General features: G+C 61.4%; 13 protein-coding genes and 1 pseudogene. 9 read left to right on the top strand and 5 right to left on the bottom strand.

Annotated features, from left to right (window positions below; all coding sequences use genetic code 11):
- Nucleotides 1–40 precede the first annotated feature (40 nt).
- The gene (melA, locus tag OMP40_RS02275) at nt 41–1,546 is read left to right on the top strand and encodes an alpha-glucosidase/alpha-galactosidase (RefSeq protein ID WP_277528796.1); all 1,506 of its coding nucleotides are present in this window, start codon (nt 41–43) and stop codon (nt 1,544–1,546) included.
- Nucleotides 1,547–1,812: 266 nt separating this feature from the next.
- Here melA and OMP40_RS02270 read toward each other — a convergent pair whose 3' ends face one another.
- The 4 genes and pseudogenes from OMP40_RS02270 to OMP40_RS02255 form a co-directional block, all read right to left on the bottom strand.
- Complete coding sequence (locus OMP40_RS02270) at nt 1,813–2,559, bottom strand: hypothetical protein (RefSeq protein ID WP_277528794.1); 747 nt, start codon at nt 2,557–2,559, stop codon at nt 1,813–1,815.
- Between the two features lie 153 nt (nt 2,560–2,712).
- Nucleotides 2,713–3,714: a HAMP domain-containing sensor histidine kinase gene (locus tag OMP40_RS02265; RefSeq protein ID WP_277528793.1), complete on the bottom strand. Its 1,002-nt coding sequence runs from the start codon at nt 3,712–3,714 to the stop codon at nt 2,713–2,715.
- 18 nt (nt 3,715–3,732) lie between these two features.
- Complete coding sequence (locus OMP40_RS02260) at nt 3,733–4,128, bottom strand: hypothetical protein (RefSeq protein ID WP_277528791.1); 396 nt, start codon at nt 4,126–4,128, stop codon at nt 3,733–3,735.
- Nucleotides 4,109–4,799, bottom strand: a pseudogene (locus tag OMP40_RS02255) (response regulator). Before OMP40_RS02255 ends, OMP40_RS02260 begins: the two are co-directional and overlap by 20 nt.
- A 224-nt stretch (nt 4,800–5,023) precedes the next feature.
- Between OMP40_RS02255 and OMP40_RS02250 the strand changes: the two are divergent.
- The gene (locus OMP40_RS02250) at nt 5,024–5,560 is read left to right on the top strand and encodes a hypothetical protein (RefSeq protein WP_277528790.1); all 537 of its coding nucleotides are present in this window, start codon (nt 5,024–5,026) and stop codon (nt 5,558–5,560) included.
- A 10-nt stretch (nt 5,561–5,570) separates the two neighbouring features.
- Here OMP40_RS02250 and OMP40_RS02245 read toward each other — a convergent pair whose 3' ends face one another.
- Nucleotides 5,571–6,461, bottom strand: a complete 891-nt coding sequence (locus OMP40_RS02245; RefSeq protein ID WP_277528789.1) for an AraC family transcriptional regulator — start codon at nt 6,459–6,461, stop codon at nt 5,571–5,573.
- A gap of 133 nt (nt 6,462–6,594) precedes the next feature.
- Between OMP40_RS02245 and OMP40_RS02240 the strand changes: the two genes are divergently transcribed.
- The 7 genes from OMP40_RS02240 (at nt 6,595) to OMP40_RS02210 (ending at nt 14,875) form a co-directional block, all read left to right on the top strand.
- On the top strand, nt 6,595–7,527 hold the full coding sequence (locus OMP40_RS02240; protein ID WP_277528787.1) for a sugar phosphate isomerase/epimerase family protein: 933 nt from the start codon (nt 6,595–6,597) through the stop codon (nt 7,525–7,527).
- Nucleotides 7,528–7,533: 6 nt separating this feature from the next.
- On the top strand, nt 7,534–8,565 hold the full coding sequence (locus OMP40_RS02235) for a Gfo/Idh/MocA family protein (RefSeq protein ID WP_277528785.1): 1,032 nt from the start codon (nt 7,534–7,536) through the stop codon (nt 8,563–8,565).
- Between the two features lie 86 nt (nt 8,566–8,651).
- Nucleotides 8,652–9,446, top strand: a complete 795-nt coding sequence (locus tag OMP40_RS02230; protein WP_277528782.1) for an alpha/beta hydrolase — start codon at nt 8,652–8,654, stop codon at nt 9,444–9,446.
- 1,050 nt (nt 9,447–10,496) lie between these two features.
- Nucleotides 10,497–11,531, top strand: coding sequence for a LacI family DNA-binding transcriptional regulator (locus OMP40_RS02225; protein WP_420871874.1), 1,035 nt, complete (start codon nt 10,497–10,499; stop codon nt 11,529–11,531).
- A 194-nt stretch (nt 11,532–11,725) separates the two neighbouring features.
- On the top strand, nt 11,726–13,216 hold the full coding sequence (locus tag OMP40_RS02220; protein WP_277528780.1) for an ABC transporter substrate-binding protein: 1,491 nt from the start codon (nt 11,726–11,728) through the stop codon (nt 13,214–13,216).
- Nucleotides 13,165–14,058, top strand: a complete 894-nt coding sequence (locus tag OMP40_RS02215) for a carbohydrate ABC transporter permease (RefSeq protein WP_277528778.1) — start codon at nt 13,165–13,167, stop codon at nt 14,056–14,058. The genes OMP40_RS02220 and OMP40_RS02215 overlap by 52 nt, the downstream gene beginning before the upstream one ends.
- Nucleotides 14,048–14,875, top strand: a complete 828-nt coding sequence (locus OMP40_RS02210) for a carbohydrate ABC transporter permease (RefSeq protein WP_277528777.1) — start codon at nt 14,048–14,050, stop codon at nt 14,873–14,875. The genes OMP40_RS02215 and OMP40_RS02210 overlap by 11 nt, the downstream gene beginning before the upstream one ends.
- The last annotated feature ends 5 nt before the right edge of the window (nt 14,876–14,880 follow it).

The raw sequence follows: 14,880 nt of genomic DNA, 5'->3' as shown, positions 1-14,880 counted from the left end.
ACAATCGGAGTCGAATATCCAAGAGGAGGCTGATCGTTACATGTCGTTCAAGCTTACGTTTATAGGTGCGGGAAGCATCGGATTCACGCGCGGGCTGCTCCGCGATCTGCTCAGCGTGCCCGAGTTCGCGAACATCGAGGTTGCGTTTACGGACATCAATCCGCATAACCTGGAGATGGTCACGCAGCTGTGCCAGCGGGATATCGAGGAAAACGGGCTCGCCATCAAAATCTCCGCGACGACCGATCGCAGGGAGGCGCTGAAGGGCGCGAAGTACGTGATCTGCACGATCCGGGTCGGCGGGCTCGAGGCGTTCGCGACCGACGTGGACATCCCGCTCAAATACGGCGTCGACCAATGCGTCGGCGATACGCTCTGCGCGGGCGGCATCATGTACGGCCAGCGCGGCATCGCCGCGATGCTCGACATATGCAAGGACATCCGCGAAGTTGCGGCGCCCGACGCGATGCTGCTCAACTACGCCAATCCGATGGCGATGCTCACCTGGGCGTGCAACAAGTACGGCGGCGTTCGGACGATCGGCCTGTGCCACGGCGTGCAGGGCGGCCACTGGCAAATCGCGCAGGCGTTCGGTCTCGAGACGGAAGAGGTCGATATCGTCTGCGCGGGCATCAACCATCAGACCTGGTATATCCAGATCAAGCACAACGGGGAAGATCTGACGGGCAAGCTGCTCGCGGCGTTCGAGGCGCATGAGGACTTCAGCCGCACGGAGAAGGTCCGCATCGACATGCTGCGCCGCTTCGGCTACTACAGCACCGAGTCGAACGGCCACTTGAGCGAATACGTGCCCTGGTATCGCAAGCGTCCGGACGAGATCAACGATTGGATCGATCTGGGCAGCTGGATCAACGGGGAGACGGGCGGCTATTTGCGCGTCTGCACCGAAGGCCGCAACTGGTTCGAGACCGACTTCCCGAACTGGATGAAGGACCCGGCGCTGAAATACGAGACAGGCGAGCGCAGCCACGAGCACGGCTCCTACATCATCGAGGGCCTGGAGACCGGGCGCGTCTATCGCGGGCACTTCAACGTGATCAACGACGGCGTCATCGCCAATCTGCCCGCCGATGCGGTCATCGAGGCGCCGGGCTACGTCGACCGCAACGGCATCTCGATGCCGCGCATCGGCGACCTGCCGCTGGGACCTGCCGCGGTCTGCAACGTCAGCATCTCCGTGCAGCGCCTTGCCGTCGAAGCCGCGGTGAGCGGCGACGACAAGCTGCTGCGCCAGGCGTTCATGATGGACCCGCTCGTCGGCGCCGTCTGCAACCCGAAGGAGATCTGGCAGATGGTCGACGAGATGCTGGTCGCCCAGGAGCGGTGGCTGCCGCAGTACGGCGCATCCATCGCCGAGGCGAAGGCGCGTCTGGCGGCGGGCGACCTGCTGCCGACGCGCGAAGGCTACCGGGGCGCGGCGCGCCTGCACGTCAAGACCGTCGAGGAGATGAAGCAGGACCGCGAAGCCGCCAACAAAAACGCGGGCGAAGCGGACAAAGGCAAGGAACGCGCATCGGCGCACTGAACAGGCGGGCCGGCTTCCGCCGTCCCGCTCGACAGTTGTTAAAAAGCCGTTATTTCTCTTGATCGCAACGTCCCAGGGAGAATAAGTGTTGAAGCGCAGTTAAATGGTCGATTTCGAACGTTTTGGCACGACTTTGAACTCATTAATTGCGTTTGAACACTTATTTCCTTTCCAGTCCGGTTCAGCGCGCCGATTAACTGCTTTTGAACACTTATCGCCCGCCAGCTCCCCGCTCAACAACCCCGTTGCTTGCGAGTCGTTGGCGTTTACGGGAGCGTGATCGCTTTAAGGCTGCCGTTCATGCCGAGATCTTTTGAAAAAACGATTTCCGTCTTGGCCGTGACTTTTCCGCCGGGGCCCGTCACGACGACGGTCGGCGCAGAAGTATACCCGGCTCCCGCGTTCGTTATTTTAACGCCCTTCAGCACGCCGTTTTCGACGATGGCGATCGCCGCAGCCGGCGTTCTTTTCCACGTTTCGCCCTTGCTCCCGTTGTAGCGGTAGCCGTCGGATACTTCGTCCAGTCTGTCGTTCGTAATCCCGTAAGGCGCCAGCACCTTCATCAGAGCGGCCTTGTTGGCCCGCGCTTCCTCCGTCGTCGGCCCTCCGCTGTCCGCGCCTGCGGGTTTCACGCCGCTGAAGGCTTGGCGAAACGTTTCGGCCGGCACCCCCAGTGCCGCCGCGATGAGCGCGACCGGCCGGCCGTGATCGGCGGGATCGGTCTCATAGCCGCCCGAGATGGTTACTGAATAGCCGTTGGCATCGACGGGGGCGGCCGCCGGCGCGGGAGAAGGCTGCGCGTTCGCTTCGGCGGCGGAGCTTCCTGCCGCTTGCTTCTTCGGCAAGGCGTCGGGCGAAGCCTTATTGCCCGGTTCCGGCTTTGCTTGTGCCCCGCCGGCGGCGTGCCGGGCGGCAGTCGACTTGGTGCCGGACGGATTGGCGGCGCTGCTTGCATCTGCGCAGGCCATGGCGATTTGTGCGGCGCCGAGACTGAGGATCGCTGCGGCGATCAAGACCGCAGCCGCTTTTTTCGTCTTTTTTTGTTTTCATTTTCATAGGGATCGCTCCTTCAAATCAGGTTGATGTGGCTTGTAAGGAAATATAATCCCTTAACAAGTCAGGCGAATGTCAACATGAGTCGAAAGGCGATCCTGAAAATTCCCTGCTCACGGCCGCTCGGGCAAAAGGAGCTGGAAGGCGGTGCCATTAGGCGAGCTTCGCAGCAGCGCGAGACCGCCGTCCATGGCGACTGCCAGCATACGGCTATAGGTAAGTCCAAGCCCCAGTCCGCCGACCGACAGCTTTTTGCCGGCGCCTCTGTAATACCGTTCGAAAATGTGTTCCTGCTCCTCTTGCGGAATACCGGGACCGCCATCCTCCACAATTACCTCGAACATGCGCCCCGCGTGCGCCGCGAGCGACACTTTGATGCTGCCGCGGCCGCCCATCGCTTGACCGGCGTTGTTCAGCAGATTGACGACAATCTGCTGAATGCGTCCCGCGTCGCCGTCGATCAGGGCGGGCTCGTCCGGCAGCGCCGTCGTCAAATCCAGCCCCGCATTCCATTCCGGCAGCCCCCACTGGTATACGACTTCTGCGAGCAGCTTGCCGAGATCGATCGGCTCGAACCGAACGGCCACACTGCCGGAGGCGAAGGCGTTGAATTCAAGCAGATCCGCGACCATGATCTCAAGCTTGCGCGTTTGCGCCAGCGAGATGTCGAGGAATTCGGCGGCTTCCTCGCCGGTCACGATCTCGTCTCTCACGGCGCTGACCAGTCCGCGGATCGATGCGACAGGTGTCTTGAGCTCGTGCGTGACGCCGGCGAGCAATTCCGTTCGCAGCGCCTCCAGGCGTCCCAGCCGGGCAGCCATCGACCGGAAGGAGGCGAGCAGCTCGTGAAGCTCCTTTTCCTTGATGTCGGCCGGCACGTCGATTCGGTAATCGCCGGCTTCCATTTGTCGCAAGGCATCGCGCAGACGATAAACCGGCTTGCGCAGATGGCGGGACAGGAGGAAGATCATCGTCCATCCAAGCAAGCCCGAGGCGAGCAGCAATGCGGTCATCAGCCTGTAGTTCTGCTCGACGCGGGCCAGCACGGCGTAACTGTAAGAGAGGACCAAAGTACCGGCAGCGCCGTTCTTTTCGCCGAGGGGCAGACGAAGCAAGTAAGCGTCGCCTTGCCTTCAAGCTTGAAGCCGATCGACATGCGCCGGCGCGGCGGGCGGGCGCGACGTCCCGTAACCCGGCTTGACGGGACCGGGTTTGTAGAAGGCGAGCGTCCCATCCGCCTCGTATACGGCAAGCTCGAATTGTCCGGGCAAGCGGTATTCGCGCTGCGTGCCGTCGATCCATTCATACAATCCATCAGGAATGCGGATGGCTTTATCGTCTCCTGACACCTGCTCGGCCGCCGCGAGGGCGAAGCGTTTGAGCGCTTGCTTGCGTTCGTGGACCGTATCCGCGCGTATCGCGAATGCGGCGGCCGCGCCGATCGCGAGCAAGCCGACGAGCAGCGTGAAGGCATAACGGTACGTCCACCTGCCGAGCAGCGTTTGCCGTCTAGCGGCCGGCGTTCGCATACAGTTGATACCCCGTTCCTCTGAGCGTACGGATCTCGCCTTCATACGCAGGCCAATGAAGGAGCAGGCTGCGAAGCCGTTTGACAGACAGGTCGACGGCACGGTCGCTGCCTTCGTAGTCGATGCCCCATACGCTTTCGATCAACTGCTCCCGCTCGAAGATGCGGTTGGGGTGTTCGGCGAGGAAAAGCAGCAGGGCCAGATCGCGGGGCGTGACGGACAAAGCGGCGCCGTTCAAAAAAACGCTGCGCGACCGCCTGTCGATCCGCAGACTGCCGAAGACGAACTGATCAGGATCGACGAGCGATTGCCGGGGCCGCCGGAGCACGGCTTGAATCCGGGCGACGACCTCCTCCGGTTCGAACGGCTTGGCGATGTAGTCGTCCGCGCCTCCGTTCAGTCCGCGTATACGGTCGCCGACCTCCCCCTCGCGCGGTAAGCATAATGACCGGGCAGGCGCTTTTCTCTCGAATCCCGCGAAGCACCTCCCAGCCATCCTTGTCGGGCAGCATGATGTCGAGCAATACGAGGGCGGGCGGCGCCGCTGCGAAAGCGGCCAGCGCCTCAGAGCCGTCTTTGCAAATCAAGCATTCGAACCCGGCTTTGCGCACATACGCAGCCAGCACGCGCGCAATGGCGTTTTCGTCCTCCACGATTAAGATCTGTCCCATGCGGCTTCCTCCGTTCAACCTTCGGCATGTCTTCGTCTCTGCTAAGCTTCGCTCCAAATTATACACCGGGGCGCGTTTGAAGAGAGCGGCAACGTGCGCCGCATGAACGATTTTAAGTCCGCAATATGTCGGGAAGAAGTCGAAAGAACCGCCTGTTGCGATCCTTGGGCGGACGATATGGTATGCTAAATCGCATATGCGCGCGAAGAAAGGCGGATTTGGCGATGGAAGAAGAGCGGGATGCGAAGCGGATGTTCATGACGTACGGAGGCAGCATGATCCGGATGTACCGGGAGGGCCGATACGAGGCGTACAAAGCCTTGAGCGCGTCCCCCGAAGAGGAGGCGCAATGGCTCGAGGCGCTGATCGAAGGTTTGGCGGGCGAACTTTCGATCCGGGAATGGGAGGCCGTCGCCCGTCTGGAGGAGGTCGCGAAGGAACGCAAGGACATCCGGCCATTAGATCGCGCGATCAAGTTCGCGGCCAGGCATCTGATGAGCGCCGACAGTCTCGTGAAGCTCATGTACGCCGAGCGGATCGTCGCGATGCTTCAGGCGCTGCAGGGCAACCTGCCCGTTGCGACGTTGCACGAATCGCTGCGAACGGTCAAAATCGTATTGGACGACATCGTCGAAAAGCCGCTCGTCCTGGACGCGGGGCACGACCTTGCGGCGCACGGGCTGAAGGACAAGCGGGCCTTGAACCGGCGCGCGGAGCAGGGGATCGAGGCGTTGAAGCGTCTGCTGGACGGGGGAAGCTAGGCGCGGCCGCCTACCCGCCGCCTCTTTTTTTGGCCTCCGAGGGCGTCAGGCCTTTGATCTGCTTGAACAGCTTCGTAAAATAGTTCGGATTGTCGACGCCGACCCGCTCGGCAATCTCGGTCACCGTGAGCTCGCCTTCCCGCAGCAGCCGGTCGGCCACGTTCATCCGGTGCTGGTTCACGAACTCCACGAAGGTGCGGCCGGTCGCGTTTTTGAACACTTTGCAAAAATGATACGGATTGAGACTGACGAGCCGCGCGGCATCCTCGATCGTGAGCTTGTCCGCATAATGCGCCTCGATATGCAAAATAAGCGACTTGAAGCGGTCCATCCGCCGGCCGGTCCGGTCCGCCTGCTCGCCGTCGCGTTCGGGCATGCACAGGCGCGCCGTCAGCGCGAACAGCTGATACAGCTTCGCCTTGACGACCAGCTCGTAGGCGCGTCTTTTTCCCGCGAACTCCTCTCCGATCTCCAGAAAGCCGCGGCGTATCGGTTCGTAATCGGCTTCGTCCGCCGCAAACTTGACCGGCAGCCGCTGGCTCCCTTCCGCGTACGCGGACAAATAGCGGTCATGCAGCGGATCGACCGGAAGTCCCTGAAGTAGCGAGCGGTTGAAGACGAGCGACCAGTATTCGAACGGTTCTTCCGTGAGCGCGTAACCGACGTGGAGGCCGCCCGACGGCACCAGCAGCAGATCGCCGGGCGTCGTCTCGTACGGCTGGCTGTCGATATGGAAGATCGCGCGTCCGGACACCGTATAGATCCACTCGAAGTGGTCGTGCCAATGCAGATAAAGCGCGCTTCTGCCGAGGGCGCCAGGCGGGCAGATGTTGCGGAACAGGTTGACGGGATAGGCGCCGTCGCTCAGGTACGTATCCTCTCTTAATTCCGGCGGATGCATGAAGCGCCGCGCCTCCCTCCGAGATGCCCAAGATCGGGCTATATAATCGCAAGATTGTATAGAGAACGAGCGCAAGCATAAGGCTATAATCGACCTAGTTCATTCAATATAGCTTAGGATCGGAGTGGATTCAATGAGCGGACGACAGGACGACGCGGCGATCGGCAAGCATACGGGCATCCGCATCGGCACCTTGGTTGGCGGCGGCGATGCGGCGAGGATCATCCCGCAGATCGCGCCTCACGGCTTTGAATCGTTTAACTTGACGTATTGGCAGACGACCGGGGACGCCGATCTAGCGGAGACGGCCAAGCGGGTGCGCGAAGCGATCGGAGAACGGGACATCGTCATCTCGGCTGTAAGCGTATTCGGGAATCCGCTGACCGGGCACGGCGACAACGCCGACACGCTGGCGAGCTGGGAGCGGCTCATCGACCATGCGCATTTGTTCGGCGCGGACATCGTGTCGGGCTTCACGGGCAGGCTCGTGGGCGAGCCGATCGACGCGTCGATCCCGAGATTCGCCGAGGTGTTCGGCGAGCTGGCGCGCCGCGCCGCGGACCGCGGCGTGCGCCTCGCGTTCGAGAACTGCGACATGGGCGGCGACTGGCGGACAGGCGACTGGAACATTGCGCACAATCCAACCGCCTGGGAGATGATGTTCGACAGCATTCCGCTAGACAACATCGGACTCGAATGGGAGCCGACGCATCAGATGGTCAGCCTGATCGATCCGATCCCGCAGCTGCGGAAGTGGGCGGACCGCGTTTTCCACGTCCATGGCAAAGACGCGACGGTCGCCTGGGACGTCGTGCGCGAGCACGGGATTCACGGTCCGAAGCCGTTCGTCTGGCACCGCACGCCGGGCTTCGGCGATACGAACTGGTCGGACGTCATCACGATCCTGCGCCAGTCCGGCTACCGGGGGGACGATCGACATCGAAGGCTGGCACGATCCGGTGTACAAGGACGCGTTGGAGATGACGGGGCAGGTGCATGCGTTAAATTATTTGAAACGGAGCCGCGGCGGCGACTTCGTGCCGAATCCGGTATAAGGGAGCGTTGAACGAGGATGAGCGCATATCGAATCGTCGTCGCGGGCTGCGGCGGCATGGCAAGAACTTGGGTGGAATACGCGCTGGCGCGCGACGACGCGGAGATCGTCGGGCTCGTGGACATCAAGGCGGAATTCGCGCAGGCAATGGCGGACAAATACGAATTGACCTGCGGCATCTATACGGATCTGGCGCAGGCGTTGGCGGAGACGGGCGCGAACCTTGTGTTCGACGTGACGATCCCGGCCAGCCACTTCTCGGTGTGCAGCACGGCGCTGAACGCCGGCGCGAACGTCTTCGGCGAAAAACCGATGGCCGAGACGATGGAAGCCGCGCGCGAGCTGATCGGCATCGCGGATCGGACGGGCGGTTCTTACGCGGTCATGCAGAATCGTCGCTACGACGCGAATATCCGCGCGCTTCGCGGGCTCGTCCAGGGCGGCGCGATCGGCAAAGCGGGATACGTCGGCGCGGATTTCTTTATCGGCGCGCACTTCGGCGGCTTCCGCGACGCGATGGACAGCCCGCTTATTTTAGATATGGCGATCCATACGTTCGACCAGGCCCGGCTCATCACCGGCGCGGATCCGGTCTCGGTCTATTGCCACGAGTTCAATCCGCCGGGCTCCTGGTACGCGGGCAACGCGTCGGCGATCTGCGTGTTCGAGATGTCGGACGGCTCGGTATTCTGCTACCGGGGCTCCTGGTGCGCCGAAGGCGCCCAGACATCGTGGGAATCCCAATGGCGGGTCACGGGCGAGCGCGGCACGGCGATCTGGGATGGCGCAGGCGCTCCCTATGCGGAGGTTGTCGCCGGCGGAGATCAGGAGGGCAAGTTCATCCGCGGCTATGAGCGGGTCGAAGCTGCGTTCGAGTGGGAAGGACGGTCCGGACACCACGGCTGTCTCGATGAGATGTTTGCCTCCCTCGCGGAGGGACGGCGTGCGGAGACGGATTGCCGGGACAACGTCAAGAGCATGGCCATGGTGCTCGGCGCCATCGACAGCGCGCGTTCTGGCGCGAAGGTCAATCTGAGAGGCTACTACTAAGCGGGATGCCTCTCCTTGCGGCGCGGACGGCGATCTTCTACTATTGTAGAGGGTAGAGGTTGATATCGCAGGAGGCGAGAGATTCGATGGCACTCATTCAATGCGGTTTTTTCGCGCAAACGCTCGGTTTGTCCATGAGCATGAACGTCGTCATTCCTGAACGGAGCTACGGCATCGGCGTTGAAGCGGGCGGCGCGCAGACAGGGGACAAGTTCCCGGTGCTGTACCTGCTGCACGGCCTGTCCGACGACCATTCGATCTGGCTGCGGCGCACGTCCGTCGAGCGTTATGCGGCCGAATACGGCATCGCCGTCGTCATGCCCGCGGTTCACAGAAGCTTCTATACGAACATGAAAAGCGGGCACGATTACTGGACGTTCGTCAGCGAGGAGCTGCCGCATGTCGCGCAATCCCTGTTCCCGATCTCCGGGAAACGCGAGGACAGCTTCGCCGCGGGCCTCTCGATGGGCGGCTACGGGGCGATGAAGCTCGGACTCCGCGCGCCGGAGAAGTTCGCGGCCGTCGCGAGCCTGTCGGGCGCCATGGACATCCTGGCCTTCGATCATGAAGGGAGCCCGCTCGCCGACAAGGAATACAAATGGATCTTCGGCAGCAAGGAAGAGGCCGCCGGCTCCGACGACGACCTGTTCGCGCTCGCGGAACGGGCCGCCGCCGGGGGCGTCTCGCTGCCCAGGCTGTATCAGTGCTGCGGCACGGAGGACTTCCTCTATGACCAAAACATCCGATTCCGCGACCATGTCCGGTCGCTCGGCATCGCCCTCGACTATGAGGAAGGCCCCGGCGATCACAGTTGGGGCTACTGGGACGCGCACATCCAGCGCGTGCTCGCATGGCTGCCGCTTCGGGGCGGCAAGGTTTAAAGAGGTTAACGTAAAACGGGATGAAGCGGGAGTAAGATCAGCTTCATCCCGTTTTTATTTTACCCGCGGTCCACTCAACAAGACGATCTGGCGCATTAAAATACACAAGCGACTTCCGTCCCCGCTCGCCGTTTCGCCTATCGCGCAAAAGTGCCGCATTTTCTCCAGTAACACAAGTTACTTTGGCGAGGTAGGAGCGTGACAGCATGCTGAGCGTTGTATTTAGAAACGTTTCGCTGGATGGCAGAACGGTGGCGGGGAGGTCCTATCCAGGACCACATGGGCTTGGTTGGCGATGCGCACTCGCTTAGAGGTCCTATTCAGGAACACCCCGGCATAAGGGGGGGGGGGGGGGGGGGGATGGCGCTTGAGGAAGTCTAACCAGGACCACATGGGCTTGGTTGGCGATGTGGGCACGCTTAGAGGTCCTATCCAGGACCTCTCCGGCATAAGTGGGGAGTGTGGCGCTTGAGGAAGTCCTAACCAGGACCACATGGGCTTGGTTGGCGATGCGCACTCGCTTAGAGGTCCTATTCAGGAACACCCCGGCATAAGGGGGGAGTGTGGCGCTTGAGGAAGTCCTATCCAGGACCACATGGGCTTGGTTGGCGATGCGCACTCGCTTAGAGGTCCTATCCAGGACCTCTCCGGCATAAGTGGGGAGTGTGGCGCTTGAGGAGGTCCTGTCCAGGACCACATGGGCTTGGTTGGCGATGTGGGCACGCTTAGAGGTCCTATCCAGGACCTCTCCGGCATAAATGGGGAGTGTGGCGCTTGAGGAGGTCCTGTCCAGGAGCGCTTTGCGTGGCAGGGATGCATCGTCTCGCAGGGAGTTTCCATCCAGCGCTTTTTCGAGGTGAAGGTATTCTTGTCCTTCTTTTAGGCCGATATGACGAAAAGGTTAAAGCGTTTAACTAAAAATAACCGATAAATCAGTAAAAATAACGCTTGAAATCGCCTCCAAACCTTTTTTATAATCGCATTGTAAGGTTAAACGCTTAAAGTAACATAAATAAACGGATTGGCAACAGCCCGCAGAAGGTGACCCCATTGAAACGCATTACGATTCGTGACGTGTCGGAGCGCGCAGGCGTATCCACGGCGGCCGTGTCCTACGTATTGAACGGCCGGGAAGGCAAGGTGTCGCAGGAGACCGCGTCGAAGGTGCGCCGGGCGGTCGAAGAGCTGAACTACATTCCCGATTTCTCGGCGCGAAGCCTGGCGGGTACCCGATCGAAGCTGATCGGCGTCGTTATTCCCCAGACGGAGGATCAGAAGCAGCTGCTGCTGCAAAATCCGTTTTACTCGGAGCTCGTGTGCGGCATCGAAGCCAGGCTTCGACAGTCCGGCTATCACATGATCCTCTCGGGGGTGGACAAAGGCGAAGGCTATCTCGATACGTCCATGCAGCGCAATCTGGACGGCGCGATCATCATGGGCATCTACCAGGAGAGCTTCTACGACGACTTGAAGCGGGTCAAGGTGCCGATCGTGCTGATCGACAGCTACGTGAACGACAGCTACTTCCAGACCGTATCGATCGACGACGAAGCCGGGGGCTACATGGCGACCAAACTGCTGATCGACAACGGGCATACGAACATCGCGCTGGTGACGGGACTGATCCGCAAGGACGGCGTCGTGGAAAAGCGGTTCCTCGGCTACAAGCGCGCGCTGAAGGAGGCCGGTCTGTTCTACAACCCGGACCACGTCTTCGAGCACTCGGTCAGCTACGAGTACGGGCAGGAGGCTGCTGCCGCGATCGCGGCCGGACATCCCGAGATTACGGCGGTGTTCGCGACGAGCGACCTGGTCGCGATGGGCGTGCTGCGCGGATTGTCCGACGCGGGCAAGCGGGTGCCGGAGGACGTCTCGGTCGTCGGGTTCGACGACATCCCCGTCGCCCGGATGTGCAATCCGCCGCTCACCACGGTCCGGCAGAACATCGTCGCCCGGGGCGCGATGGCGGCGGATCGGCTGCTCAAAGCGATCGAAGAAGGCGAGGCGTCGCTTGCGGACGATCCGAGCGTCGCGCGGCTGGAGCTCGCGATTCGGCAGACGGTGCAGCGGCTTGCGCCGAGCTGACCGACGGATCGTCCGGGCCGGAGAACGAGAGCAAGGTCGTTCGCGTTCTCTCAGAGAAAATGAATGCGGTTACAATTCGTTAAACGATGCCTGGAGGTGGTCGCGTCGGCGCTTCTGCCGACAGCTGGATCTGCACGATCGATGGGTCGTAGTCGTAAGTTTTAAGCGTCCATATTGAAAAGGAGAGGGTATCATTGCGGATCACAAGCGGGGCTCTGCTGCTGCTCGGCACGACGATCGTGCTCGGCGCCTGCGGCGCAAACAAAGACAATAATACGGCAAGTCCTTCCGCGGCTTCGCCGCAAGCTTCGTCGTCGGCTTCGGCCACGGCCGCGCCGTCCGACTCCCCGGCGCCTTCGGCCAAGAATCCGGTCACGCTCAAGCTGATGACGTACACCGCCTCCGGGCAGGAGCAGACGCTCAAGGCGATGATCGACGCCTTTCAGGCGGCGAACGCCGACGTCAAGGTAGAGTACGAGGTCGTTCCGTACGCGGATTACACGACCAAGCTGAATACGCTGCTGGCCAGCGGCAGCGCGCCGGATCTGTTCGAGGTCGGCTACGAGAACTTCTTGACCTACGCTTCCAAGGACCAACTGCTCGATCTCACGCCATCCATCGCGGCGGACAGCTCGTTCAAGCCGGACGTCTACAAGAAGCTTGCCTATGACGCGTTTAACTACAACGGCAAGCAGATGGGCGTGACGGAGAGCTTCTCCGACGTCGTGCTCTTTTACAACAAGGACCTGTTCGACGCCAAAGGCCTAGCCTATCCGGACGCTTCGTGGACCTGGAAGGAAGAGCTGGAAGCCGCACAGAAGCTGACCGACGCCAAGAAGGGCATCTGGGGCACGTACGCGCCGATCCAATTCTACGAGTTTTACAAGACGATCGCCCAGAACGGCGGCGGCGTCTGGAGCGCGGACGGCAAGCCGACGCTGAACAGCCCGGCCAACGTGGAGGCGCTGCAGTGGATGCTCGACAAAGCGTCCAAGTACAAAGTGTCGCCGCCGCTAAACGACGATACGTTTAACCAGCCGGACGCGGATCTGAACGCCTTCGTGAACGGCAAGCTGGCGATGGCGCGCTTCGGCATCTGGAACTTCGCCAAGTTCAGCGAAGCGAAGTTCAACTGGGACATCGCGCTGGAGCCGGGCAAGACGCAGAAGGCGCATCACTTCTTCGCTGACGGTCTCGTGGCAGCGAAGACGACGAAAAACGCCGACGCCGCATGGCGATTCCTGAAGTTTTTCACGAGCGCGCCGGAGGCGGTGTCCAAGCGGATCGAGGCGGGCTGGAGCATCCCGGCGGTCACCGATCCGGCGGTGCTGGACGCATATTACAAGCAGAAGCCGCCCGAGTCGAAGCAGGTCGTGACCGATGCGCTGGATTCGCTCGTGCTGCCGCCCGTCGGACCGAAGCCGGAAAAGTGGGGCGAGTTCACGGCCGCCGTCGGCGAAGAGCTCGACAAGGCGAAGCTCGGCCGCTCCACCGCGCAGGAAGCGCTCGACGCGGCGCAAAAAAAGAGTCGAAGCGCTCGTCAAATAGGCTTCAACCAATATACAGGAGACGAGAAGGCCGCCCCCCCGCGCGGCGGTCTTCCCTCCCCGCCTGACAGAAAGGAAAGGGTGGCATGGTCGGACAGCGCAAGTGGAGCCGCCGGACGGCTGCTATCGTTTTTTTAACGCCCGCCTTGCTGTGCCTGCTGGCGTTCCAGCTGCTGCCGATGGCGTCCTCGGTCGTCATCAGCTTCACCGATTGGGACCTGCTGACGCACTGGACGAAGATGAACTTCATCGGCTGGGACAACTACGCGCAGGTGTTCAGAGAGGAAAAGTCCTACACCGCGATTCGCAACGTCTTCGTATTCCTCCTCGGCTACCTGCCGTCGATCGTCGTGCTCGGCACGCTGCTCGCGGTGCTGCTGAACAGGCCGATCCGCGGCGTTAAGCTGTACCGGGCGGCCGTGTTCGTGCCCGTCATCACGTCCTGGGTCGCCGTATCGATCGTCTGGCGCTGGCTGCTGAACGGTCAGAGCGGACTCGTCAACTATCTGCTCGCGCAAGTCGGCATCCAGGGGCCGATCTGGCTGCAGGACGACTTCTGGGCGATGGTCGCGATCATCCTGGTGACGCTCTGGAAGGACATCGGCTTCGTATCTATCATCCTCTTGGCGGGTCTGCAAGACATCTCGGAGGACTATTACGAAGCGGCGGAGCTGGACGGCGCGTCTCCCTGGAGCAAGCTATGGCGTATTACGGTTCCGATGCTGTCCCCGACGTTGTATTTTGTCGTGACGATCTCGCTCATCAATTCGTTCCAGCTGTTCGACCAGGTGCTGATCATGACCAACGGCGGCCCGGCGGGCGCCACGAGCACGATCGTCGAGCAGGTGTACCGCAACGCCTTCCAGTTCAACAAGATGGGCTTCGCCTCCGCGCAATCCTGGGTGCTCCTGCTCATCATCCTCGCGACGACCATGGCGCTGCAGCAGCTTCAACGGAGGTGGGTCGTCTATGACCGGTAGCAAAAAGCGCGCGGCGAATCTGGCGGCGCATCTGTTCCTGGCGCTGCTCGCGGTCGCGCTGACGTTTCCGTTCCTGTGGATGCTGCTCGGCGCCTTCAAGGACAATCTCGAGGTGGTGGCGATGCCGCCGCGGCTGCTGCCCTCGCGCTGGAACTTCGATAATTTCGCGGAGATCGAAGGCTACTTCCCGCTTTACCGCTTTTTCGCGAACAGCGCCCTCGTGGCCGTCGCGACGACGCTGCTGCAGCTGGCGATCTGCACGATGGCGGCCTACGTGTTCGCCAAGATCGCGTTCAAGGGACGGCAGGGCCTGTTCGTCCTGTTTCTGACGACGATGATGATTCCGGCGCAGGTGACGCTCGTGCCCTTGTTCATTTTGTTCTCGCGCACCGACCTGATCGACACGTACGCGGGACTCATTTTGCCGGGCATCTTCAGCGCCTATGGGACGTTCCTGCTGCGCCAGAGCATCATGACGATCCCGAACGAGCTGATGGAGGCGGCCTTCATCGACGGAGCATCGTACTACCGGGTGTTTTTCAGCGTGATCGTCCCGCTCGTCAAGCCGACGCTGTCCGCGCTGTCGATCTTCGCGTTCATGAGCTCCTGGAACAACTTCCTGTGGCCGCTCATCGCGGTGAACAGCAAGGAATTGATGACGCTGCCGCTGGGTCTCAGCAAGCTGCAGGGGCAGTGGTCCACGGAGTGGAACCTGCTCATGGCCGGCAACGTCGTCAGCTTCGTGCCGATCTTTATCGTGTTTCTGTTCGCGCAGCGATACTTCATTAAAGGCATTACGATGACCGGCATCAAGTGATCGGT

The sequence above is a fragment of the Cohnella rhizosphaerae genome, assembly GCF_029525575.1.
GTDB classification, from domain to species: domain Bacteria; phylum Bacillota; class Bacilli; order Paenibacillales; family Paenibacillaceae; genus Cohnella; species Cohnella rhizosphaerae.
This window is presented reverse-complemented; position numbering and strand designations above follow the sequence as displayed.

What these genes read in the sequence shown, in the direction of transcription:
- melA (WP_277528796.1), top strand. Translation starts at nt 41, where the DNA reads ATGTCGTTCAAGCTTACGTTTATAGGTGCGGGAAGCATCGGATTCACG.
- OMP40_RS02260 (WP_277528791.1), bottom strand. Translation starts at nt 4,128, where the DNA reads ATGCGAACGCCGGCCGCTAGACGGCAAACGCTGCTCGGCAGGTGGACG.
- OMP40_RS02250 (WP_277528790.1), top strand. Translation starts at nt 5,024, where the DNA reads ATGGAAGAAGAGCGGGATGCGAAGCGGATGTTCATGACGTACGGAGGC.
- OMP40_RS02245 (WP_277528789.1), bottom strand. Translation starts at nt 6,461, where the DNA reads ATGCATCCGCCGGAATTAAGAGAGGATACGTACCTGAGCGACGGCGCC.
- OMP40_RS02240 (WP_277528787.1), top strand. Translation starts at nt 6,595, where the DNA reads ATGAGCGGACGACAGGACGACGCGGCGATCGGCAAGCATACGGGCATC.
- OMP40_RS02235 (WP_277528785.1), top strand. Translation starts at nt 7,534, where the DNA reads ATGAGCGCATATCGAATCGTCGTCGCGGGCTGCGGCGGCATGGCAAGA.
- OMP40_RS02230 (WP_277528782.1), top strand. Translation starts at nt 8,652, where the DNA reads ATGGCACTCATTCAATGCGGTTTTTTCGCGCAAACGCTCGGTTTGTCC.
- OMP40_RS02215 (WP_277528778.1), top strand. Translation starts at nt 13,165, where the DNA reads ATGGTCGGACAGCGCAAGTGGAGCCGCCGGACGGCTGCTATCGTTTTT.
- OMP40_RS02210 (WP_277528777.1), top strand. Translation starts at nt 14,048, where the DNA reads ATGACCGGTAGCAAAAAGCGCGCGGCGAATCTGGCGGCGCATCTGTTC.